The sequence below is a fragment of the Oricola indica genome (genome assembly GCF_965227485.1).
GTDB classification, from domain to species: Bacteria; Pseudomonadota; Alphaproteobacteria; order Rhizobiales; family Rhizobiaceae; genus Oricola; species Oricola indica.
In genome coordinates this window covers 2,295,671-2,317,394 of sequence record NZ_OZ245747.1, presented here as the reverse complement: position 1 = coordinate 2,317,394, position 21,724 = coordinate 2,295,671, and the positions used below count along the sequence as shown (strand labels likewise).

Sequence of the window (21,724 nt, the reverse complement as noted above, 5' to 3'; positions counted from 1 at the left end):
TTGCGCTCCTTCTCAGACTTGCAGGATCGAGGACACGAGGAGTTGCGTGTAGGGCGCGCGCGGATCGTCCAGCACCCGGTCGGTCAGTCCGGTCTCCACCACCTGCCCGTCCTTCATCACCATCATGCGATGCGACAGCAGGCGGGCGACCGCGAGATCGTGGGTGACGACAACGACCGCGAGGCCGAGATCGTTGACGAGACCGCGCAGAAGGTCGAGCAGGCGCGCCTGGACCGAGACGTCGAGACCGCCGGTCGGCTCGTCCATGAAGACGAGACGCGGCCCGGTGACGAGATTGCGCGCGATCTGCAGCCGCTGGCGCATGCCGCCCGAAAAGGAGCGCGGCTGGTCGTCGATGCGATCCTCGGTAATCTCGACGCGGCCGAGCCAGTCGGCCGCCGTCTCGCGAATGTTCCCGTAGTGGCGCTCTCCAACGGCCATCAGCCGCTCACCCACATTGGCGCCCGCCGAGACGCTCATCCGCAATCCGTCGGCTGGATTCTGGTGCACAAAACCCCAGTCGGTGCGCATCAGGAAACGCCGTTCCGCCTCGCCCATCCGGTAGAGATCGCGGAACTGGCCGTCGCGCATGCGATAGCTGACGGTGCCGGCGGTCGGCATCAGGCGCGTGGAGATGCAGTTCAGCAGCGTCGTCTTGCCCGAGCCGGATTCGCCGACGATCGCGAGTACCTCGCCCGGCCACAATTCGAAGCTGACATCCTGGCATCCGATCCGGCTGCCGTAGAACTTCGAAACCCCGCTGACGCGCAGGAGCGGTTCGTCCCTCATTCCGCCGCCTCCATCGCTTCGCCGGAGAGATGGCCGCGATGGCCCTCGGCTCGGCGCTCTTCGCAATAGTCGGTATCGGAACAGACGAACATCCGCTCGCCCCGATCGTCGAGAATCACCTCGTCGAGATAGACGCCCTGCGCGCCGCACAGCGCACACGGCTCCTCGAATGTCTGGATCTCGAACGGATAGTCCTCGAAATCGAGGCTGACGACATTCGTGTGCGGCGGCACGGCATAGATGCGCTTCTCGCGCCCCGCCCCGAACAATTGCAGCGCATCCGACATGTGCATCTTCGGATTGTCGAATTTCGGCGTCGGCGACGGGTCCATCACGTAGCGTCCTTCGACCTTGACCGGATAGGCATAGGTGGTGGCGATGTGGCCGTTGCGGGCGATATCCTCGTAGAGTTTCACATGCATCAGCCCGTATTCAGCAAGCGCGTGCATCTTGCGCGTTTCGGTCTCGCGCGGTTCGAGGAACCGCAAAGGTTCGGGGATCGGCACCTGGTAGACGAGGATCTGGCCTTCCGTGAGTTTTTCCTCGGGGATCCGGTGGCGCGTCTGGATGATTGTCGCCTCTCCGGTCCTAGTCGTCGTCTCGACATCGGCAACCTTTGCGAAGAAGGCACGTATCGACACAGCATTGGTGGTATCGTCCGCGCCCTGGTCGATGACCTTGAGCGTATCGTCCGGCCCGATGATAGAGGCAGTCACCTGCACGCCGCCGGTGCCCCAGCCATAGGGCATCGGCATTTCGCGCGATGCGAACGGCACCTGGTAACCCGGAATGGCGATCCCCTTGAGGATCGCGCGCCGGATCATTCGCTTGGTCTGCTCGTCGAGATAGGCGAAATTGTAACTCGCCAATCCGTCATCGATTTCGGTCTCGAATGTCATTCCGCCGCCTCCGGCATGGCCTCGTCTCCGCTCTGTTTGCGTGCATGTTCGCCCCGCATGCGGCGCACCAGATCCAGTTCGGCCTGAAAATCGACATAGTGCGGCAGCTTCAGATGCTCGACGAACCCCGTCGCCTGCACATTGTCGGAATGCGAGATCACGAATTCCTCGTCCTGCGCCGGCGCGAACTTGTCCTCGCCGAGTTCATCGGCCCGCAGCGCCCGGTCACACAGGGCCATCGCCATCGCCTTGCGCTCCGACTGTCCGAAGACCAGCCCGTAGCCGCGCGTGAATTGCGGCGGCGCCTTGGCCGATCCCTTGAACTGGTTGACCATCTGGCACTCGGTAACGCGGATGCGCCCGAGCGAGACCGTCAGACCCAGTTCAGGCATCTTGTATTCGACCTCCACTTCGCCAATGCGGATTTCACCGACGAAGGGATGCGAGCGGGCATAGCCGCGCTGCGTCGAGTAGCCGAGCGCAAGCAGGAACCCCTCGTCGCCCCGCGCCAGCGCCTGCAGCCGTGTATCCCGGCCCATCGGAAATTCCATAGGCGTGCGGGTCAGGTCGCCGATCTCCTCGCCACTGGTTTCGCCGTCGCTTTCGATCAGCCCTTCCTGCACCAGGATGTCGGACACCCGCATCGCCGGAACGCCGTCGCCCTCGCGCGCTTCCGGGTCGTCCGGCGCATCGTCGCCGGCAAGGGAAGGGTCGAGCAATCGGTGCGTGTAGTCGAAGGTCGGCCCGAGCATCTGGCCGCCCGGCAAATCCTTGTAGGTCGCCGAGACGCGCCGCTCGACCTGCATCGCGCCGGTATCGATCGGCTCGGAATATCCGAAGCGCGGCAGCGTCGTACGATAGGCGCGCAGCAGGAAGATCGCCTCGATCAGGTCGCCCCGCGCCTGCTTGATCGCCAACGCAGCGAGCTCCCGGTCGTAAACCGAACCTTCGGCCATCACCCGGTCGCAAGCCAACGCAAGCTGTTCGGCGATCTGGCCGAGCGTCACGGATGGCAGAGAACGGTCGCCGCGCCGCCGGTCGGCGAGCAGTCGGTGCGCATTGCGAATGGCGGCCTCGCCGCCCTTGACCGCGACATACATGGCTACGCCTCCCCGTTTCCGATCCGCGTGGTGCGTGGCAGGCAGGCGATCGCATCCGGTGCGGCGAGAACGAGATCGAGCCCGCGCGGGTAGAGTTCGTTGATCGCCTGCCACTGCATCTCGAAATGGCCCGGCAATGGACGCGGCGCGATGCTGTTCGTCTTCCTGATGCCGGGGCCGGAAAGCGTCAGCACCGGACCACCGGACAAAGATGCCGTCTGCAGGATTACCGTCGTCGAACGGTCCGGATACTCCTGCGTACCGAGCGCGAAGCCGGTCAGCGGCGGCAGGTGTGCCGGGTTGGACGCAATCGCGAAAACGGCATCGGACGGCATCTGCGCGAGCGGCACTCCCGTATGGAAGGCGAGCCAGCCCGCAACGGCCTCGTTCTTCGCCATTTCCGCTTCGAGCCAGACCGGCGTGTCCGCGTCGGCCAGTGTCAGCGCCACTGCCGCAGCGGCTGCGTTCAGCGGCGCAGGCGGGCTGATGGCGGCATCGATCGGGTGTACTGTACCCGGTCGCGCCATCGCGTCCATCACGGCGCGAAACACCGATTGCGACGCGAAAACCGGATCGGCGAATCCGCCTTCGACGATATGTGCCGTTGCCATCAGTCTTCTCCGCGAACCATGGTGAAGAAATCGACCTTTGTCGCCGCCGTCTCCGCCTTGCGCTTCGCATCGCGTTCAGCCAGCGCGGCGGTCAGCGGCGCAACGATCTCCTCGTCGATTTTCGAAGCCATTTCATTGTCTTGTGCGAGCGCGTCGAGAATCGCGATCAGCTTGGCCTTGAGCCTGTCGCGCCCCAGCGTCACGGCGTGGCCGACCGTACCATTGTCCAGGCGCACAGTGGCGCGAGTCGCGGTCGCCTCGCCGAAATTGAACGGAGAGCCTCCGCCGCCGATACGCCCGCGCAGCGCGATCAGTCCGGTTTCTGGGCCGCGCACCATCTCGCAGGCCGGGTCGATCCCGAGCCCGTTCCACAGCGCCAGCAAATCCTTCCCGTCGGCCAGCGCCAACGCGGACAGCCTTTGCGCGCGCGTCTCCTGCACCGAATTGTCCGTCATCATATTCATTGTCCGGTTTTGCATCTATATTTGTCTATTGATATAGACAACTGAACATATTAGACACCTAGCCGTCTGCGGTGACAAGAGTGTGACAGGATGCGCGAAAAGGATTGCAGGATTTGACAGGTGCACTGCTCGAACGGAAATCCGGCGTGGCGCTTTGGCGCCAGATCGCGGATCTGATCCGCTCCGATATCGCCACCGGAGGCGCTGCCAAGAACGACCGCCTCCCCCCGGAAATGGAACTGGCAGGGCGCTACGGCGTCAATCGCCACACGGTGCGCGCCGCTATCGCCGCGCTCGAGCAGGAAGGCGTGCTGCGCTCCGAGCAGGGTCGCGGCACCTTCATCCGCCGCCGCAAGCGGCTGAGCTATCCGATCGCCAAACGCACGCGCTTTTCCGCCGGTCTGGGAACGCAGGCTGGCACGACGCGCACGCGCCTGCTCCAAAGCGGCGAAGACGCTGCATCGCAAACGGTTTCGGAAAACCTCGATATCGCTCCGGATACGCCGGTCATTCGGCTCGATACGGTCAGCGAGGCGGATGGCGTGCCGGTCTCCCGCGCCACCTCATGGTTCGACGCCAACCGGTTCGCCGGAATCGACACGGCCTTCGAAGAGCATGCTTCCATCACCAAAGCGCTCGCCGCCTGCGGCGTGACGGACTATGTGCGCAAATCGACTATCATCGAAGCGCGGCACGCCTCCAGCGAGGATATCGACCTGTTGCGCCTGTCGGCCGGCGCCATCGTCCTGGTCACCCGCGCGGTCAACGCCGACTCCGACGGCAACCCGATCCAGTATTCGGAAACGCGCTTCGCCGCCGACCGGGTGGAACTGAAGATCGAGACCGACTGACCTACCCCTTTCGCCAGGGCGGTGTTTCCTTCGCGAAAAACGCGGCAATACCCGCCTGTGCTTCCTCGGTTTCCCAGCGTTCCGCCAGCGCGTTTGCGGTCATATCCGCCTGTTCCGCCGGATCGGGACCGGCAAGCTTGCGCGCCAGCGTCTTGGCGTCGGCAACGGCACCCGGCGCGCAAGAAAGGAAAGCCGCCGCCTCTTCCTCCACGGCGGCGTCCAATTCCCCATCCGGCGCGACCCGTGCGACCAGCCCGCTACGCAATCCGAAATCCGGCCCAAAGGGCTTGGCGCTGAAGAAAACCTGTCGTGAGAAAGCTGGGCCGAGCCTGGAGACCACAAAGGGCCCGATCGTCGCGGGGATCAGCCCGAGACGCGTTTCGGTCAGCGCGAATTTCGCATTATCCGCCGCAACGACGATATCCGACACGGCCATCAGCCCAAGGCCGCCGCCATAGGCAGCCCCCTGAACGCGCGCGATCACTGGCTTCGAAAGCGCGTTCCATGCGCCGAGCATGCCCGCGAGCGCCCGCGCCTCCGCCATTTTGCCCGCGCGGTCCTTTTCCGCCTGCTCGCGCATCCAGCCGAGATCGCCACCGGCGCAGAAGGTCTTCCCCTCGCCGGCGAGGATGATGGCGCGGATCGCGGCATCGCCGCCAAGTTCCACCGCCGCCGCTGTCAGCTCAGCGATCATTCGAGCATTCATCGCATTGTGCTTGTCCGGTCGGGCGAGCGTGGCTGTCGCGATTCCGCGTGCATCCGTTTCCACCCGGATCGTCTCGTATCCCATCGCGTCACTCCCCCGCCGGCACCGTGGCGATCTCTTTCGCGAGATAAGCTTCCGCCGCCGCCAGCTTGTCCATGTCGATGCCGGTCTCCCAGCCATCCGCCGCCAGCATAATAGCCAGCGCTGTGGTCGAGACGTTGCCCTTGGCGCCCGGCGCATAGGGACACCCGCCGAGTCCGCCGACGGCACTGTCGAAGGTCCTGAGTCCGAGACCGAGGCTGGCCCACACATTGTCGAGCGCCCGGTTGTTGGTATCGTGAAAATGACCGGCAAGACGGTCGGCCGGAACAGCCTCTAGCACTGCCTCGAGCATGGCCCCGACCGTGTCAGGCGTACCGTGGCCGATCGTGTCGCCAAGCGAAATCTCGTAGCACCCCATTTCCAACAGCCGTGCCGCCACGTCGCGCACCGCTTCCGGGAGTATCGCGCCCTCATAGGGGCAAGCGACAACACAGGAGACATAGCCGCGCACCGGAATGGCCGCGCGCTCGGCAGCCTCCATGATCGGCATGAACCGTTCCAAGCTTTCGGCGATGGTACAGTTGATATTCTTCTGGCTGAACGTCTCCGAGGCCGCGCCGAAGATCGCCACCTCGTCTGCCTTCGCCGCGACGGCGCGCTCGAATCCCTTGAGGTTCGGCGTCAGCGCTGCATAGGTGACACCCGGCCTGCGCCTGATTCCGGCGAGAACGGCCTCGGCGTCGGCCAGTTGAGGCACCCATTTCGGCGAGACGAAACTCGTCGCCTCGATCCTGTCGAACCCGGCGTCGGACAGAAGATCGATCAGCGCGATCTTCTTGTCCGTCGGGATCACGGCCTTTTCATTCTGCAACCCGTCCCGCGGGCCGACCTCGTAGATGCGCGCGCGGCTCACGCCGGCACTTCCCATACGGGATAGAAGTCGCGGTCGAACAGCTTCGGATCACCATCGTTCGGAAGCGACGCCTTGAAAGCCGGCCGCGCGGTTATGCGGCCATACCAGTCTCCGACATGCGGGAAATCGTCCAGCGATGCGTAATGCGTCCCCATGAAGACCGCCTGCCCGACCGCTATATCCACCGCGGAAAAACCGGAGGAAAGCAGATAGTCGCGCCTTGCGCCGGGTTCGGACAGACGCGCCTCGATCGCCGCGAAACACTTCTTCAGTCGCGCCGCCTCCAGCTTCATCACGATCGGAGACCGCATGCTGTCCTCATAGAGCGCGACATGCTGCTGCGTCAGCGCGGCGGTATGCTGGCTAATCGTCTCCGCGAAATGCAGCCATGTCAGCCACTCGGCGCGTTCGGGATCGCCCGGAAGACGGCCCAGACCGGCATCGGGAAAGCGCTCGCACAGATATTCCATCATCGCGCCGCTCTCGAACATGGTGGCGCCGTCGATTTCGAGCGCCGGAACGCGCCCGGCGGGCGACACCGCCAGATAGTCCGGCTTGCGCAATGTCTTGTCGAATGAATGGACGACAAGGTCGAATGGCGCACCGAGTTCGTTGAGCAGCCACAGCACCCGCATGGACCGCGTTTCATGGCAATGATGCAACCGAATCAAGATCCGGTCTCCTCGAAACGCAGCAGAACCGCGCCGCCATCCACGGTCTCGCCCTCGGCGCAGAAGATTTCCGCCACCAGCCCGGCGCGCGGGGCGGTCAGGCTTGTCTCCATCTTCATCGCTTCCAGGACGACCAGTTTGTCGCCCTTGTCCACGGCGACGCCTTCACGCGCGGTCACCGCGCGCACGATACCCGTCATCGGCGCGAGTATCGCATCGCCAAGATCGCCGTGATGCGCGGCGACAGCAAGCGGGTCGGGCATCAGCAGGTCATGCGCCACGCCGTCCATCAGGATCGATATCTCCGTGCCCTCGATCCCACGCCAGACTGCGATATTGGCCTCGATCATTGCTCCGGTGGCCCCGGTCCGCGCGGAAACCTTCGTGCCTTCGCGCACGATGCCACGCAGCCGCACGGTCTCTGCGCCCCCCTCAAGCACGACCGAACCGTCGCCTGGAAGGAGAAGCCGGCGCTTCAGTTCCTCGCCCCCGTGCATGAAACGAACGGGGTGCGATGCGTCGCCCCACAAGCGCCAACCGGCAAAGCGCGCGGCCGGATCGAGCTCAAGCGCCGTCACCGCAGCCAGCGCGATCGCGGCCTCGGTCAGCGGTTCGGACACGATCAGTGCAGAACTTTCCCGGTCGATCAGGCCCGTATCCACCTCGCCCCGCGCAAAGCCTTCATGTGAGGCCAGCGTCGCGAGAAACGCCGCATTGGTCACCGTTCCCGCCACATGCGTTCCGCGCAGTGCCGTGCCGAGTTTCGAAAGGGCCTCGTCACGCGTTTCGCCGTGGGTGATCACCTTGGCGATCATCGGATCGTAGAAGGGGGTGATCGCGTCGCCGGAGCGCACGCCGGCATCGTTGCGCGCATTTTGGTCGAAGGCCAGGTGATGCAGCGTCCCCGTTGCCGGCAGGAAGCCGTTCGCCGGGTCTTCCGCATAAAGCCGCGCCTCGAATGCATGTCCGCTGATCGCGATATCGCCCTGGGAAAGCGGCAGTGTCTCACCCGCTGCTACGCGCAGTTGCCATTCGACGAGGTCCTGTCCCGTGATAGCTTCAGTCACCGGATGCTCGACCTGCAGCCGCGTGTTCATTTCCATGAACCAGAAGCCGTCCGACCGAAGCGGCCCCGAGCCGTCGGCGATGAACTCGATCGTGCCGGCGCCCGAATAGTTGATCGCCTGCGCTGCCTTGACGGCCGCCTCGGTCATCGCGGCGCGAACGTCATCGGTCATGCCCGGCGCGGGCGCTTCCTCGATCACTTTCTGGTGGCGGCGCTGCAGCGAGCAGTCGCGCTCGAAAAGATGGACGACATTGCCGTGACTGTCGCCGAAGACCTGCACCTCGATATGGCGCGGTGTGGCGACGTATTTCTCGACCAGGACTCGGTCGTCGCCGAAGGCGGATTTCGCCTCCCGCTTCGCGGCCCCTAACGCATCCTTGAACGCCCTCTGATCGTCGACCTTGCGCATACCTTTGCCGCCGCCGCCCGCACGCGCCTTTATGAGCACCGGATAGCCGATCTCATTGGCCTTGGCGGCCAGCACGACGACCTCCTGTGCTTCGCCGTGATAGCCGGGCACCACCGGCACGCCGGCTTTCTCCATCAGGCGTTTGGCGGCGTCCTTCAGGCCCATGGCGCGGATCGAATCCGCAGAAGGCCCGACGAAGACGAGCCCAGCCGCCTCGACCGCCTCCACAAATTCCGGGTTTTCCGAAAGAAAGCCGTAGCCCGGATGGATCGCCTCGGCGCCGGTCCGTTTCGCTGCCGCGATGATCGCATTCGCGTCGAGATAGCTATCGGTTGCCGGTGCCGGCCCGATCCGCACGGCTTCGTCGGCCAGCTCGACATGCAGCGCGCGCGCATCCGCATCCGAGAAGACTGCCACCGTCTTCACGCCGAGCCGGCGCGCCGTCGCAATGATCCGGCAGGCGATTTCGCCGCGATTGGCGATAAGCAACTTCGAGAAAGGCGGTTTCATGCAGTCGGTTTATCGTGCCGGCGGAGCGGAGCAAAGCCGCAAATTCATCCGTCGGTGTCCGGTTGCGGTCAGAGCCGGGCGATCGCGGCGCGATGCAGATCGGCCGAGGCTGCGCTGAAACAGCAAAAGGTCACGCTTTCGATGGAAACGTGATGCTCCAGCACATCGGCAACCGTACGCACGGCGATCTGGGCCGCTGGCTCCGCCGGATAGCCGTAGACACCGGTCGAGATCGCCGGAAAAGCGATTGTCACGCAGTCATTTGCGGCAGCGAGTTGAATCGAATTGCGATAGCAGGCGGCAAGCAGTTCCGCCTCCCCCTCATCGCCACCGCGCCAGACCGGACCGACAGTGTGGATGACGAACCGCGCCGGAAGATCGTAACCGCCGGTGATCCTCGCCTCGCCTGTCGGGCAACCCCCGAGCGTGCGGCATACGGCGAGCAGCTCCGGCCCCGCCGCGCGGTGGATCGCCCCGTCCACGCCACCCCCGCCGAGAAGTGAGGAATTGGCGGCGTTGACGATAGCATCGACGGTGAGCGTCGTAATGTCGCCCTGGTATACGGACAGACGGTCGGCTCCACTCATCATGCGATCCTTCTCCGCTTGAGACTCCCCCGACCTTTCGGTATGGACCGACAAGCCTCGCGCGGAAAGCTCCACCAAATGACGTTTCGTATACTCGCCCCCGATCTGCGACGCCCCCGCGACATGTTGATCGTTGGAATATGCGTTGTCATGACCCTGTATGTCATCTTTCCGGAGGTTTTGGGCGACGGAAAGACCAAAGACTTCCCGCTCTGGTTCAGGGTCGGTCAGACTGTGATCTCCGGTGGACCGCTCTACGACTCGCCCGACTTTCTTTACACGCCATTTGCAGCGATCCTGCTGGCGCCCATCACTGTATTCGGCAAGATACCTTTCTATCTTTTGCTGCTCCTGGCGAACTCGCTGGTGCTCTGGATGGCGGTTATCCTTTCGCAAAAGCTGGCCCAGGGCGATCGCTCGACGCCGCAATGGGCCAATCTTGTTCCCATACTGATCACCGCCCCCTTGGCGATCGAAAATTTCGATCTCGGCCAGCCCAATATCATCCTGCTCCTTGCCATGCTGATCGGTTTCTACGCCCTTCAGCGTGACCGGCCGGTTCTGTCCGGCGCGGCTTTCGCATTCGCCGTGGCGGTGAAGGTCTTTCCGATTGCAGTGTTGCCCTATCTCATCTGGCGCAGGCACTGGCGCGCGACAGCCAGCCTTTCCATCTTTCTCGTAGTCTTCCTCGTCGCGATTCCCTCTCCGATCCGGGGTGTCGAGCGGAACCTCGACGAATTGAACACATGGGCTATTGCGATGGTCGGCTCGGAGGACGGTTTCGGCCAGCGGGAATCGCAGAACTGGTCGTGGAAAAACGCGTCGATTTATGCCCTGACGCACCGCATCGTCCGCCCGATCAACTATTTCGCGGTCTCTGAGGATTCCGAACCCGCCTACATGAACCTGTTCGAACTCAGCTATGATCAGGCAAATCTCGTCGTGCTTGCCGTGGCCGCCCTTCTGGGGCTTGCATTCGTGGCGGTCATGATCCCGCGACGGCACATGACCCCGAGGGCGTATGCCGACGAGATAGCTATATTGATTTGCCTGATGACGATCGTCTCGCCTCTGGCGCGTACCTACTATTTCGTCTGGCTGCTCTTCCCGCTGACGGTCCTCGTGCAGCGGACTGTGGACGACGACCGGCCGAAGTTTCGTCAAATGGGGTTCGCCGCGCTCGGCGCGATCGGGCTGCTGACGGTACTCTCTGTGTTCAAGACGGCGCAGGCTTACGGGGTCAACACGATTTCCACGATGCTTCTCGCCGTCGCACTGGCAGTATTCATGCGCAGGCCCGATTCGGAAATCGATAGCAGTTCCCGCGTCTGCGTCACATCCTGAACACGCCGAATGTCGTTTCCTCGACCGGCGCGTTGAGCGCCGCCCTCAGGCTCAGCGCAACCACGTCGCGCGTCTTGCGCGGATCGATGATGCCGTCGTCCCATAGCCGCGCCGAGGCGTAGAGCGGGTGCGACTGGCGTTCGAACATTTCGAGTGTCGGCCGCTTGAACTCCGCTTCCTCTTCCGCCGACCACGAGCCGCCCTTCGCCTCAATACCCGCGCGGCGCACATTGGCTAGCACGCCTGCCGCCTGCGCCCCGCCCATTACCGAGATGCGGGCATTCGGCCACATCCAAAGGAAACGCGGCGAATAGGCTCTGCCGCACATGCCGTAATTGCCGGCGCCATAGGAGCCGCCGATGATCACGGTCACCTTCGGTACGGCCGCCGTCGAGACAGCCGCCACCAGCTTCGCTCCATCTCGCGCGATGCCGCCGGCCTCGTATTTCGAGCCGACCATGAAGCCTGTGATGTTCTGCAGAAAGAGCAGTGGGATTTTGCGCTGGCAGCACAGCTCGATGAAATGCGCGCCCTTCAGCGAGCTTTCGGAAAACAACACGCCATTATTCGCAAGGATTCCGACCGGCACGCCATCGACATGGGCGAAGCCGGTGACCAGTGTCGTGCCGTAGCGCGGCTTGAACTCGGAGAACTCCGATCCGTCCACGATCCGCGCGATCACTTCGCGAACATCGTACGGCGTTTTCGTATCGGCCGGAACGATACCCATGATGTCGTCCGCCGGATAAGCCGGTTCGCGCGGCGCGGCGAGCGCCACCGACGGCGCGGGCGCCGGACCGAGATTGCCGACGATCTCGCGCGCCAGCGCAAGCGCGTGGTCGTCGTTTTCCGCGAGATAATCGGCGACGCCGGACAGCCGCGTATGCGTGTCGCCGCCGCCCAGGGTCTCGGCATCGACCACCTCGCCTGTCGCCTCCTTCACCAGAGGCGGACCGGCAAGGAAGATCGTGCCCTGGTTCTTCACGATGATGGTCTGGTCGCTCATCGCCGGCACATAGGCGCCGCCCGCCGTGCACGACCCCATGACCACGGCGATCTGCGCGATACCCTTCGCGCTCATGCGCGCCTGGTTGAAGAAGATACGGCCGAAATGGTCCTTGTCGGGGAAGACCTCATCCTGGTTCGGAAGGTTCGCGCCGCCGCTATCGACCAGGTAGATGCAGGGCAGCCTGTTCTCCTCGGCGATTTCCTGGGCGCGCAGATGCTTCTTGACCGTCAGGGGAAAATAGGTGCCACCCTTCACCGTGGCGTCGTTGACGAGGATCATGCAGTCACGACCGGCGATACGGCCGATTCCCGCGATCGCGCCAGCCGAGGGAATGTCGTCCTCATAGACGCCGCTCGCCGCGAAAAGCCCGACCTCCAGGAAGGGAGAACCCGGATCGATCAACCCGGCGAGCCGGTCGCGCGGCAGAAGCTTTCCGCGCTTGACGTGACGTTCGCGCGAGGCTTCCGAGCCACCGCGCATGATCCGCGCCGCCTCCGCCGCGATCGCCTCATACTGCGCTTCCATCGCCGCGCGGTTGGCGGCGAATTCCGGCGACGCATGGGCGACGGTGGACTGGATGACGGTCATGGCAGTTATCTTCCCCCGGTTTTCTCCGCTTTAGCAGGCGCCGCCAGCCGACGGCTAGCCCGGAAAATGACACGAACGATCAGCAAAGCCGACTCATCGATACTCGGGATTGGGATGGTCGAACCGCCGGCCGTCATTCCATTCGGGGACCGAATTGCCCTCCGCCGGAATACCGCCCGCGTCAGCGAGCATCTTCGCCACGTGCATCAGGTTCCAGGTCATGAAGGTCAGGTTGCGCTTCGTGAAGTCGTTGTCGAAACCGGCGCGACCGCCATCCTCCATCTCGTCGCCGTAGGACGGTCCCGGCCCTGCCTCGCCGATCCAGCCGCAATCGGCCTGCGGCGGGATCGTGTAGCCGACATGCGCCATCGCGTATTGGCAGGTCATCGCCGCATGCTTGATGCCGTCCTCGTTGCCGGTGACGATGCAACCGCCGGTCTTGCCGTAGAAGATGTACTGGCCCTTGTCGTTGCGCTGGCCGGAATGGGCATAGAGCCGCTCAATGATGACGCGACAGATCGAACTCTCCTCGCCGAGCCAAAGTGGCGTCCCGATGACGAGGATGTCGGCTTCCGCCACCTTGGGCCAGAAAACCTCCGGCCAGTCATCGACCTTTGCGCCATGCTCGCGCATATCCGGATAGACCCCGAATGCGACGGCGTGATCGGCGGCGCGCAAATAGGAAACCTCGACCCCGTTCGCCTCCATGATCGCCATCGAGTCGCGCATCAGCGTCTCGGTGTGCGATTGGCCCTGCGCACTCGATTTCAGCGTGCAGTTGATGAACAGCGCCTTTATCCCGTTGAAATTGTCTCCGGCCATTTTCGGCTCCTTCTCATTCGAAATCCTCCGAGCGCATGGCCCAGTCATCAAGAAGGATAGTGCGTTCCGCCGCCAAGTCCCGCAGACACGCAGCCTGCCATTCAGCGGAGGCGGAACCGGAATATTGGTAGAAGAAAGCGCCGGTGGCGTTGCATTGCGCGTCCCGATAGGTCGCCCATGCCGCTTGGGCTGCCTCCGTTTCGGCGACAATATCCGGCTTGGACCGGGCGCGGAGGACATCCAGCCTGCCTTCGCCGACGCGCATCCAGGCATCCGCCTCGCGAAGCATGCAATCGGCGGCGCTCCCGGGACCTTCGGCACGGCCGCAATCTTCGGAGACTGCTCCGATGCACTCATGAGCCGTCATCGAAACATCGCCGCCTGCCCGGCTCAAGCAGCTTTCGATCTGCCCGATATCGAGACTCTCGGCGTCCTCCGCCGCTGCCGGCGCGACAAAGAAGAAGGCGAGGAAAACCAGCCGCCTCACTTCGTCTCCTCGAAGAGCTCACGCCCAATCAGCATGCGCCGGATTTCGCTGGTCCCCGCGCCGATCTCGTAGAGCTTCGCGTCGCGCAGCAGCCGGCCGGTTGGGTAATCGTTGATATAGCCGTTTCCGCCGAGGCACTGGATCGCGTCGAGCGCCACCTGCGTCGCCTTCTCGGCCGCATAGAGAATGCAGCCGGCGGAATCCTGCCGGCTTGTCTCGCCCCGATCGCAAGCCGCCGCCACGGCGTAGACATAGGCGCGGCACGCATTCATCGTCGTATACATATCGGCGAGCTTGCCCTGCATGAGCTGGAAGGTACCGATCGGTTTGCCGAACTGCTCGCGCTCGTGGACATAGGGCACCACGACATCGAGCGCGGCGGCCATGATGCCGACCGGCCCGGCCGCCAGCACCACGCGTTCGTAGTCGAGCCCGGACATCAGCACATTGACGCCCTTGCCCTCCTCCCCGAGCACGTTCTCGAACGGCACCTCGCAATCCTCGAAGACCAGTTCGCATGTGTTGGAGCCGCGCATGCCGAGCTTGTCGAGCTTCTGCGCCGTGGAAAAACCCGCCATCTCCTTTTCGATCAGAAATGCGGTGATTCCGCGTGAACCCGCGTCGGGATCGGTCTTGGCGTAGACGATCAGCGTCGAGGCATCCGGCCCGTTGGTTATCCACATCTTGTTGCCGTTGAGCACATAACGGTCGTTTCGCTTCTCGGCCCTCAGCTTCATCGACACGACATCGGAGCCCGCGCCGGGCTCGCTCATCGCCAGCGAACCGACATGCTCACCGGAAATCAGCTTCGGCAGGTATTTCGCCTTCTGCTCTGGCGTGCCCCAGCGGCGCAACTGGTTGACGCAGAGATTGGAATGCGCGCCGTAGGAAAGCCCGACCGAGGCCGACGCCCGGCTGATCTCCTCGACCGCGACGCAATGGGCGAGATAGCCCATCGCCGCGCCGCCATCCTCCTCGGGCACCGTGATGCCGTGCAGGCCGAGCGCACCCATCTTTTCCCACAGATCCATCGGAAAATCGTTGCTCGCATCGATTTCGGCAGCGCGCGGCGCGATCTCCTCGGCGGCGAAGCGGCGCACCATCTCGCGCAGCGCCTCGATCTCCTCGCCCAATCCGAAACGCATCGTGTGATCGAACATTGCCAGTCCTCCCTGTCACGCCATTTGCATACCGCAAGCGGCCAAAGGCAAGCCTTGCCAAAGTCACATTTCGGGGGGCGTAGTGTCGCGACTGGAAGGAGATCCCCGATGAGAAAAACTTTCGCCGCTGCTACCGCACTCGCGCTTGTGCATTCATTCCCGGTTCACGCCCAGGAGGCGGCCGACGCCGTCGCGCCCGAAGGCGCAGCCACGGGGTTCATCTCCGTCACCTCCGAGAAGATCCGCGACGCGCAGGATGCAAAGGCCGCAGGCAAGCCGGTCGAAGCGAAGAATTGGATGGTCGCCGCCGCCAATCCGCTGGCAGTCGAGGCCGGTGCGAAGGTCCTTGCGAATGGCGGCTCGGCCGCCGACGCCATGGTCGCGGTCCAGTCCGTCCTCGGCCTTGTCGAACCCCAATCGTCGGGCATGGGCGGGGGCGCCTTCCTTGTCTGGTACGACGCGAAATCCGGCGAGGTCACGACCCTGGACGGCCGCGAAACCGCCCCCCTGGAAGCCACGCCGACCCTGTTTCAGGACGAAAACGGCGATCCGCTGAAATTCTTCGATGCGGTCGTCGGCGGCCGTTCCGTCGGCACGCCGGGCACGCCGATGCTGATGGAGGAAGCATGGAAGCGCTGGGGCAAGGCCGAATGGCCGGACCTCTTCACCGACGCGATCGCGCTTGCCGACCGGGGATTCGAGGTCTCTCCGCGACTGGCAAGCCTTGTCGCCTCCGACACAGACCGCTTGTCGCGTTTCGCCACGACGGCGAACTATTTCCTGCCAGGCGGACGCCCTCTCGAAGCCGGTATGCGGCTCCAGAACACGGCCTATGCCGACACGCTGCGCACATTCGCCGAAGGAGGCTCGGACGCCTTCTATTCGGGCGCTATCGCCGAGGCCATCGTCGACACGGTTCGCAATGCCGAGGGCAATCCGGGCGTCCTTTCGCTCAAGGACTTCGCCACCTATTCGGTGAAGGAGCGCGACGCCGTCTGCGCACCTTACCTGCAATATGATGTCTGCGGCATGGGACCGCCCTCCTCCGGCGCGCTGACGGTCGGTCAGATCCTCGGAATTGTCGGAAATTTCGCCATCGACGATCCGAAGGACGCGGACACTTGGCGGATGATCGGCGACGCATCGCGTCTCGCCTTCGCGGATCGAGGCCGGTACATGGCCGACAGCGATTTCGTGCCGATGCCGGTGAAAGGACTCATCGATCCGGCCTATCTGGAAGAGCGCGCCGGCATGATCGAGGGCGACCGCATGGATCCCGGCAAGGCGCTGGAGAGCGCCGAGCCCGGCATGCCCGCCTTCGACCACGCCATGCTGCTCGGAGACGATCAGTCGATCGAGTTTCCGTCGACCAGCCACATCTCCATCGTCGATGCGGCAGGCAATGTTCTGTCGATGACGACGACGATCGAGAACGGCTTCGGCTCGCGCCTGATGACCAATGGCTTCCTGCTCAACAACGAACTGACGGACTTCTCATTCGCCACGCAGGACGACGGCAAGCCCATCGCCAACCGCGTTGAGCCAGGCAAGCGGCCGCGCTCCTCGATGTCCCCCACCATCGTCATGCACGAGGGCAATCCCGTTCTGGCCATCGGTTCGCCGGGAGGCAGCCGCATCATCGGCTATGTCGCGCAGGCAATCCTGGCGCATCTGACCTGGGGCATGGATGTCCAGCAGGCGGTGTCCATGCCGCATGCGCTAAACCGCTTCGGCACCTTCGATCTCGAGGAAGGCACCGATATCGCGACGTTGCAGCCAGCCCTGGAAGGGCTCGGCTACAAGGTTTCGGTCCGCGAACTCAATTCCGGACTGCACGCGATTTCCATCGGACCTGACGGCCTGAAAGGCGGCGCGGACCCGCGCCGCGAGGGCATCGCGCTCGGCGAGTGAGGTCAGAACTCGTCCCAGTCGGCGTCGGCGCCCTGCGCCAGCGCCGCATTGCCCTTGAAGCCGAACGCGTTCGACACCGACTTGGCGAGCTTGCGCGCCGGCGATTCCGCCGGCGGCGTCGTTCTGTCGGTGGCCTCCGCGGGTACAAACGCGCTTTTCGATACCCCGGACAGCGTGAACGCGCCGATCATCCCGGATAGCTCGGAGACATCTCCGGCGAGATTGTGCGCGACGGCGGTGGTCTCCTCGACCATCGCGGCGTTCTTCTGTGTAACCTGATCGATCTGGCCGACCGCGGCATTGATACCCTCGACACCGGCAAGCTGTTCCTTGGTCGCGCGGGCTATGCCGCCGATACGGTCGTTGATGTCGGTGACGTTCTGCGTAATCTCGGAGAGTGCCATGGCGACGGCCCCGACCAGTTCGACGCCGTTCTTCACCTCGCTTCCCGACCGGGTGATCAGGCCCCTGATCTCCTTGGCGGCGGCGGCGGAGCGCTGCGCGAGTTCGCGGACCTCCTGAGCGACCACGGCAAAGCCCTGACCGGCCTCGCCCGCCCGTGCCGCCTCGACACCGGCGTTGAGCGCCAGGAGATTGGTCTGGAACGCGATGTCATCGATCACGTTGATGATGCTGGCGATCTCGACGCTGGCGGATTCGATACCCTTCATCGCATCCGCCGCCTTGGCGACGACACCGGCCGACCGATCGGAGTGATCCTTGGTCGAATTGGCGATGTCGGCGGCCTCGTTGGCGCTGCCCGCCGTTTCCTTGATCGTGGCTGTGATTTCCTCGAGCGTCGAGGAGGTCTCCTCCAGCGCGGCGGCCTGCTGCTCGGTGCGTCGCGACAACTCGTCGGCAGCGGAGCGCACTTCGGCCGAATTGCTGTCGATCGAGCCAGACTTCTCGCGGATCCGCCGCAGCGTATCGTTGAGGTTCGAGACCGATGCGTTGAAGTTCACCCGCAGACCGTCGAGGCTTTCCATGAAGGGCTCGTCCAGCGACACGGCGAGATCGCCATCGGCCAGACGCGACAAACCGCCTCCGAGCGCATCGACGGCCTCTTTCATGCGGCGCTGTTCTTCGGCCTTCTGCGCCTCGCGCTCGGCACGTTCCTTTTCGGACATCGAGCGATTGGCCTCGGCTTCGGATTCCAGCTGCTGCTTTTCGACCGCCGCGTCGCGGAAAACAGCGACCGAACGGACCATGTCGCCGATTTCGTCGTGCCGGTCCTGTCCGTCGAGTTCGATCGCGGTGTCGCCGTCGGCGAGCCGCTTCATCTCCCCAACCAGCGCACCGATCGGTCGGCTCAGCGTGCGCGAAAACCATGTGCTGAACGCCAGCGCTCCGAGAAGAAGAACGAGCGCCGCCGCGAGCACCGCATTGCGCATCGACGTCACGCCCTGCATGACCTCGGCGCGGTCGATGATCGCCGCGACGGACCACCCCGAATCCATGAAATCGGCCTTCGCGATCGACAGATCGGCCGTCATGTCGCGATAGCCCTGAATCTCCGCATTCAGCACGCCGTCATATCCAAGCGCCGCAAGGCCTGGAATATCCAGTTTCTGCGTCAACGCCTCGTTCTCGTCCGTGTGCATGGCGTCCGAAATGAACACGCCGTCGCGGTTCAGCAGCACGGTCTCGCCGGTTTCGCCCAGACCGGTCACGTTCTCCAGAACATTGCGAATGAGATCGACGGGCAGTTCGAAGGCGATAACGCCGATCTTGTTGCCGTTGTCCATGACCGGAGCCGCCACGAAGCTCGCCGGCTCACCCTGCGCGGGCGCGTAGGCCGCGAAATCGGCGAAGGCGAAATCTCCCGGCGCCTCCGCCCCGGCCGCCTTTGAATAGACCGTGCCGAGGCCCGTATCCTTCCATTCTCCGGTCAGGAGGTTGGTGGCGTAGTCCGCCTGCTTGGAAACCGAGTAGACAAGATTGCCGTCCAGATCGAACAGGAAGATGTCCGAATATCCGAACTCGTGCTGGCGCTCGCGCAGGGACGGATGGAACAGATTGTGGACCGCGTCATAGGCATCGCCATTGCCGGCATTATCGAGAAGGTCCTTCTCGCCGACACCATTGGGATTGTCGGTTATATAGCGGCGTTGCATCTCCTCCTGCGCCGCGTCGCCGGAGACGTTCCACGCCGCGATGAACGAGTTCAGAGCAGACAACGTGTTCTTCGAAGACGCCTGCGTGCGCAGGTCGTGCAACACGCCGCGCAAATGCACCTCGAGTTCGTTGCGGCGGCCGTCTGCGACCGCATTCAGCTTCGCCTGCGCCTCCTGGCGCACGGTTCCCGATGCGATAAGCAGGCTGGCGGAACTGGCAACACCGATGGAGACAACTGTGAGAACAGCCGCGGCAAGCGGCAATTTGCGCGAAATCAGCATAGAAACGAACTCCGGTCCTGAGCAGGAAGACATGCCGAACCGGCGGGGGTCTGCGGGTGTCATACCCGCACGGCCTAGAGCCATGGTGATTGGGCAAACTACCGGGCCTCATTTAAGACACGGTTAACCTTTGGTAAGCGGATACTTTCCGATATGGGCTCAGGCCCCCAGCGTGCGTTCCAGGCAGGAAAGCCAGTTGTCACGGGCGAGCTTGGCCAGAAGTGCATCGTCATAGCCGTGTTCGCGCAACGCACCAAAAAGCGCTTGCACACCGGTGACGTCGCCGATCGGTTTCGGCACCACGCAGCCGTCGAAATCCGACCCGAGGCCGACATGCTCCTCACCCAGATGCTCGATCAGGTAGTCGGCGTGGCGGAGCAACTCGTCCCAGCCCATATCGGCGTCGAACTTGCCGTCCTCGCGCAAGTAGAACGTCGCGAAATTGAGCCCGACGAGCCCGCCCGTCTCGCGGATTCGCGCCAGTTGCCGGTCGGTCAGGTTGCGCGGCGAGGCGCAAAGCTTGTGCGCATTGGAATGCGTCGCCACAAGCGGTGCGTCCGACAGCGCGGCGACATCGTCAAAACCCGCCTCGTTCATGTGCGAGAGGTCGATCAGGATACCAAGCTCGTTGCACAGGCGCACGAGATCCTTGCCCGCCTCGGTCAACCCCGGGCCGATATCGGGATCGGCGGGAAAGCGCATCGGGACACCATGGCCGAAGACGGTCGGCCGGCTCCAGACCGGCCCGAGCGAACGCAACCCCATCTCGTGGAACAGGTAAAGCGCGTCGAGGTCTTCGCCGATGGGCTCCGCGCCCTCCATGTGCAGGACACCGGCGATCTTGCCCTCGGCCATTGCGCCACGAATTTCGCCCGCGCTACGGCAGACGGCGAAGTCGTCCGGCGCTTCGCGCGCCATCCAGTGCAACAGCCCTGCCTGTTTGAGGGCGACCGGTTGCGCCGCCTCATGCGTCATCAGCGGCGGCAGCGGAACGCCCTGCGATGAGGCCGCCATCTGCGTGGCGAGATCGCGGCGCGGCCCCTTGGCGGGTGACGGCACGAAGATTGCAAACAGCCCGCCGGCAAAACCGCCCTCGCGCATCCGGGCGAGGTCCAGATGGCCCTTCTCGCGCGGTCCGCGCCAGACATCGGCGCGCGGCGTCTCCGCCATCATCAGGCGAACAAGGAAATCATTGTGGCCGTCGAAGAAGGAAATCCGGTTTGACACGATCAACGCTCGGAGAAACTGACCGGAGAAGCCTTGAGGCAGGAGAAGAACGCAAACGAACCCGGCCAATGCCGGACGCAGGCGTTACCGCCAGCCGCCGCCCTTGGTCCTGAAGAAAATGTGGTCTCCGATGTTTGCCATCTTGACCATGGAACTCGCCCAGCGCGGACGCACATAATTGGCGAAATAATGGGTCGATGAGCCGACCTCGGACACATAGGTTTCGCCGGTCGTAACAGCCATGGCGATCCTTGCGGCGCGCTCGTATGCGCTTTTCCGCCCAACCCGCTCGGCGACACCGTCGCAGGCGAAGGAGAACTGGCAGCGATTGCGCTGCTGGGCGTTCTGGTAGACGACGCCGCAGACCGTATTGGGATAGGCGGGGTTTCGAACGCGGTTCAGGACGACCTGAGCCACGGCGGCCTGGCCCTTGGCGGATTCGCCTCTCGCCTCGAAATAGACGGCGGTCGCCAGACACCGCTGTTGTTCGGCGGAGTAGGTGCTGGCCGGAAGCGGCCGGCGCATCCAGGCGTGATCGCCCTTGCCCAATGGTTTGGGCAGCGGAGAAAGCATGGCGAGCGGAGACCAGACGACCTTCTTCGGATTGTAGGGCGCATAGGCAACCGCACCGGAACTGACCTGCCCATCGGTGACGAGGCCGCTCCGCGCCGGCGCCAGACCGGCGAAACGCTCGCTGGCGACCGACTGGATACCCGGCAGCGCTGCCACCTGCATATCCGCACCATCGATCCGCGGTCCGTAGCTTCGGTGTATCGACCAGTAGCGACCGGTCTTGCCTTTGATCGGCTCGGCGTCCCAGGCGCTTTCGTCGTCGGTGAACAGATCGGCGGGACGAAGTCTTTCCTCGTCGAGTTGCAGCCGCATCTTTGCGAGTTGCACCTCGAGCGCCCTCAATTCCGGCGATGATCTCTGATCCTCGCGCGGCGAAAACCGCGCCTGGAAAGTGTCGGTCAGCGGGATCGTCCAGTCACGCGTGGAATGTTCAGGAAGCGCGGCCTGGGTCGGAAGCGACAGGTTGGCGAACATCGCGATCAGTGGCAGCGCCACGATCCGAAGTCCCCGACCTTCTTTGCGATGGCTATTTTCCCCGCCAGAAAACAGCACGTCCCCTCCAATCCTTATGGATAGCTTTTTACCAATC

20 protein-coding genes are annotated in these 21,724 nt (G+C 63.8%); 3 read left to right on the top strand and 17 right to left on the bottom strand.

Annotation, left to right across the window (positions count from 1 at the left end):
• Positions 1-12 precede the first annotated feature (12 nt).
• From phnK to phnG, 5 genes are read right to left on the bottom strand one after another with little or no spacing between them, the layout of a single operon-like run.
• Positions 13-789, bottom strand: a complete 777-nt coding sequence (gene phnK / locus ACQK2M_RS11640; protein ID WP_425417951.1) for a phosphonate C-P lyase system protein PhnK — start codon at positions 787-789, stop codon at positions 13-15.
• Positions 786-1,688, bottom strand: a complete 903-nt coding sequence (locus tag ACQK2M_RS11635) for an alpha-D-ribose 1-methylphosphonate 5-phosphate C-P-lyase PhnJ (RefSeq protein WP_425417950.1) — start codon at positions 1,686-1,688, stop codon at positions 786-788. Before ACQK2M_RS11635 ends, phnK begins: the two co-directional genes overlap by 4 nt.
• The gene (locus tag ACQK2M_RS11630) at positions 1,685-2,788 is read right to left on the bottom strand and encodes a carbon-phosphorus lyase complex subunit PhnI (protein ID WP_425417949.1); all 1,104 of its coding nucleotides are present in this window, start codon (positions 2,786-2,788) and stop codon (positions 1,685-1,687) included. Before ACQK2M_RS11630 ends, ACQK2M_RS11635 begins: the two co-directional genes overlap by 4 nt.
• A gap of 2 nt (positions 2,789-2,790) precedes the next feature.
• Positions 2,791-3,399 (bottom strand): phosphonate C-P lyase system protein PhnH, encoded by a 609-nt coding sequence (gene phnH / locus ACQK2M_RS11625; protein ID WP_425417948.1) that lies wholly within the window; start codon positions 3,397-3,399, stop codon positions 2,791-2,793.
• On the bottom strand, positions 3,399-3,857 hold the full coding sequence (gene phnG / locus ACQK2M_RS11620; RefSeq protein ID WP_425417947.1) for a phosphonate C-P lyase system protein PhnG: 459 nt from the start codon (positions 3,855-3,857) through the stop codon (positions 3,399-3,401). The genes phnH and phnG overlap by 1 nt, the downstream gene beginning before the upstream one ends.
• A 110-nt stretch (positions 3,858-3,967) precedes the next feature.
• On the opposite strand from phnG, the gene phnF reads away from it, so the two are divergent.
• A complete protein-coding gene (gene phnF, locus ACQK2M_RS11615; RefSeq protein ID WP_425417946.1) occupies positions 3,968-4,714 on the top strand; it encodes a phosphonate metabolism transcriptional regulator PhnF in 747 nt (248 codons plus the stop codon).
• Position 4,715: 1 nt separating this feature from the next.
• Here the strand turns inward: phnF and ACQK2M_RS11610 are convergent, their stop codons facing one another.
• The 5 genes from ACQK2M_RS11610 to ACQK2M_RS11590 form a co-directional block, all read right to left on the bottom strand.
• Entirely contained in the window at positions 4,716-5,504 is a 789-nt protein-coding gene (locus tag ACQK2M_RS11610; RefSeq protein WP_425417945.1) for a crotonase/enoyl-CoA hydratase family protein, read from the bottom strand.
• 4 nt (positions 5,505-5,508) lie between these two features.
• Entirely contained in the window at positions 5,509-6,390 is an 882-nt protein-coding gene (locus ACQK2M_RS11605; protein ID WP_425417944.1) for a hydroxymethylglutaryl-CoA lyase, read from the bottom strand.
• Positions 6,372-7,046 carry a glutathione S-transferase family protein gene (locus tag ACQK2M_RS11600; RefSeq protein ID WP_425417943.1) on the bottom strand — a complete coding sequence of 225 codons (675 nt, stop codon included), beginning with the start codon at positions 7,044-7,046 and terminating at the stop codon, positions 6,372-6,374. Before ACQK2M_RS11600 ends, ACQK2M_RS11605 begins: the two co-directional genes overlap by 19 nt.
• Complete coding sequence (locus tag ACQK2M_RS11595) at positions 7,043-9,031, bottom strand: acetyl/propionyl/methylcrotonyl-CoA carboxylase subunit alpha (RefSeq protein ID WP_425417942.1); 1,989 nt, start codon at positions 9,029-9,031, stop codon at positions 7,043-7,045. Before ACQK2M_RS11595 ends, ACQK2M_RS11600 begins: the two co-directional genes overlap by 4 nt.
• Positions 9,032-9,099: 68 nt before the next feature.
• The gene (locus ACQK2M_RS11590) at positions 9,100-9,621 is read right to left on the bottom strand and encodes an O-acetyl-ADP-ribose deacetylase (protein WP_223475305.1); all 522 of its coding nucleotides are present in this window, start codon (positions 9,619-9,621) and stop codon (positions 9,100-9,102) included.
• A gap of 147 nt (positions 9,622-9,768) precedes the next feature.
• On the opposite strand from ACQK2M_RS11590, the gene ACQK2M_RS11585 reads away from it, so the two are divergent.
• Positions 9,769-10,962 (top strand): glycosyltransferase family 87 protein, encoded by a 1,194-nt coding sequence (locus tag ACQK2M_RS11585; protein ID WP_425417941.1) that lies wholly within the window; start codon positions 9,769-9,771, stop codon positions 10,960-10,962.
• On the opposite strand, the gene ACQK2M_RS11580 is transcribed toward ACQK2M_RS11585, so the two are convergent.
• From ACQK2M_RS11580 to ACQK2M_RS11565, 4 genes are all read right to left on the bottom strand, one after another.
• Positions 10,952-12,559: a carboxyl transferase domain-containing protein gene (locus ACQK2M_RS11580; RefSeq protein WP_425417940.1), complete on the bottom strand. Its 1,608-nt coding sequence runs from the start codon at positions 12,557-12,559 to the stop codon at positions 10,952-10,954. The genes ACQK2M_RS11585 and ACQK2M_RS11580 overlap by 11 nt on opposite strands.
• Before the next feature lie 93 nt (positions 12,560-12,652).
• On the bottom strand, positions 12,653-13,381 hold the full coding sequence (locus ACQK2M_RS11575; RefSeq protein ID WP_425417939.1) for a flavodoxin family protein: 729 nt from the start codon (positions 13,379-13,381) through the stop codon (positions 12,653-12,655).
• Between the two features lie 13 nt (positions 13,382-13,394).
• Entirely contained in the window at positions 13,395-13,868 is a 474-nt protein-coding gene (locus ACQK2M_RS11570; protein WP_425417938.1) for a lysozyme inhibitor LprI family protein, read from the bottom strand.
• Positions 13,865-15,028 (bottom strand): isovaleryl-CoA dehydrogenase, encoded by a 1,164-nt coding sequence (locus tag ACQK2M_RS11565; RefSeq protein ID WP_425417937.1) that lies wholly within the window; start codon positions 15,026-15,028, stop codon positions 13,865-13,867. Before ACQK2M_RS11565 ends, ACQK2M_RS11570 begins: the two co-directional genes overlap by 4 nt.
• Before the next feature lie 108 nt (positions 15,029-15,136).
• Here ACQK2M_RS11565 and ggt point away from each other — a divergent pair, with 108 nt between their 5' ends.
• Entirely contained in the window at positions 15,137-16,939 is a 1,803-nt protein-coding gene (ggt, locus tag ACQK2M_RS11560; RefSeq protein ID WP_425417936.1) for a gamma-glutamyltransferase, read from the top strand.
• Between the two features lie 2 nt (positions 16,940-16,941).
• Here ggt and ACQK2M_RS11555 read toward each other — a convergent pair whose 3' ends face one another.
• The 3 genes from ACQK2M_RS11555 to ACQK2M_RS11545 form a co-directional block, all read right to left on the bottom strand.
• Positions 16,942-19,335 (bottom strand): methyl-accepting chemotaxis protein, encoded by a 2,394-nt coding sequence (locus ACQK2M_RS11555; protein ID WP_425417935.1) that lies wholly within the window; start codon positions 19,333-19,335, stop codon positions 16,942-16,944.
• Between the two features lie 159 nt (positions 19,336-19,494).
• Positions 19,495-20,568: a dipeptidase gene (locus ACQK2M_RS11550; protein ID WP_425417934.1), complete on the bottom strand. Its 1,074-nt coding sequence runs from the start codon at positions 20,566-20,568 to the stop codon at positions 19,495-19,497.
• Positions 20,569-20,646: 78 nt separating this feature from the next.
• Complete coding sequence (locus ACQK2M_RS11545; protein WP_425417933.1) at positions 20,647-21,630, bottom strand: cell wall hydrolase; 984 nt, start codon at positions 21,628-21,630, stop codon at positions 20,647-20,649.
• Positions 21,631-21,724: the final 94 nt, after the last annotated feature.

Bases quoted from the DNA above. Each gene is read 5' to 3' on its own strand.
- ACQK2M_RS11590 (WP_223475305.1), bottom strand. From the start codon at position 9,621: ATGATGAGTGGAGCCGACCGTCTGTCCGTATACCAGGGCGACATTACG.
- phnG (WP_425417947.1), bottom strand. From the start codon at position 3,857: ATGATGACGGACAATTCGGTGCAGGAGACGCGCGCGCAAAGGCTGTCC.
- phnK (WP_425417951.1), bottom strand. From the start codon at position 789: ATGAGGGACGAACCGCTCCTGCGCGTCAGCGGGGTTTCGAAGTTCTAC.
- ACQK2M_RS11610 (WP_425417945.1), bottom strand. From the start codon at position 5,504: ATGGGATACGAGACGATCCGGGTGGAAACGGATGCACGCGGAATCGCG.
- ACQK2M_RS11630 (WP_425417949.1), bottom strand. From the start codon at position 2,788: ATGTATGTCGCGGTCAAGGGCGGCGAGGCCGCCATTCGCAATGCGCAC.
- ACQK2M_RS11595 (WP_425417942.1), bottom strand. From the start codon at position 9,031: ATGAAACCGCCTTTCTCGAAGTTGCTTATCGCCAATCGCGGCGAAATC.
- ACQK2M_RS11575 (WP_425417939.1), bottom strand. From the start codon at position 13,381: ATGGCCGGAGACAATTTCAACGGGATAAAGGCGCTGTTCATCAACTGC.
- ggt (WP_425417936.1), top strand. From the start codon at position 15,137: ATGAGAAAAACTTTCGCCGCTGCTACCGCACTCGCGCTTGTGCATTCA.
- ACQK2M_RS11565 (WP_425417937.1), bottom strand. From the start codon at position 15,028: ATGTTCGATCACACGATGCGTTTCGGATTGGGCGAGGAGATCGAGGCG.
- ACQK2M_RS11580 (WP_425417940.1), bottom strand. From the start codon at position 12,559: ATGACCGTCATCCAGTCCACCGTCGCCCATGCGTCGCCGGAATTCGCC.
- ACQK2M_RS11585 (WP_425417941.1), top strand. From the start codon at position 9,769: ATGACCCTGTATGTCATCTTTCCGGAGGTTTTGGGCGACGGAAAGACC.
- ACQK2M_RS11555 (WP_425417935.1), bottom strand. From the start codon at position 19,335: ATGCTGATTTCGCGCAAATTGCCGCTTGCCGCGGCTGTTCTCACAGTT.
- phnH (WP_425417948.1), bottom strand. From the start codon at position 3,399: ATGGCAACGGCACATATCGTCGAAGGCGGATTCGCCGATCCGGTTTTC.
- ACQK2M_RS11605 (WP_425417944.1), bottom strand. From the start codon at position 6,390: ATGGGAAGTGCCGGCGTGAGCCGCGCGCGCATCTACGAGGTCGGCCCG.
- ACQK2M_RS11635 (WP_425417950.1), bottom strand. From the start codon at position 1,688: ATGACATTCGAGACCGAAATCGATGACGGATTGGCGAGTTACAATTTC.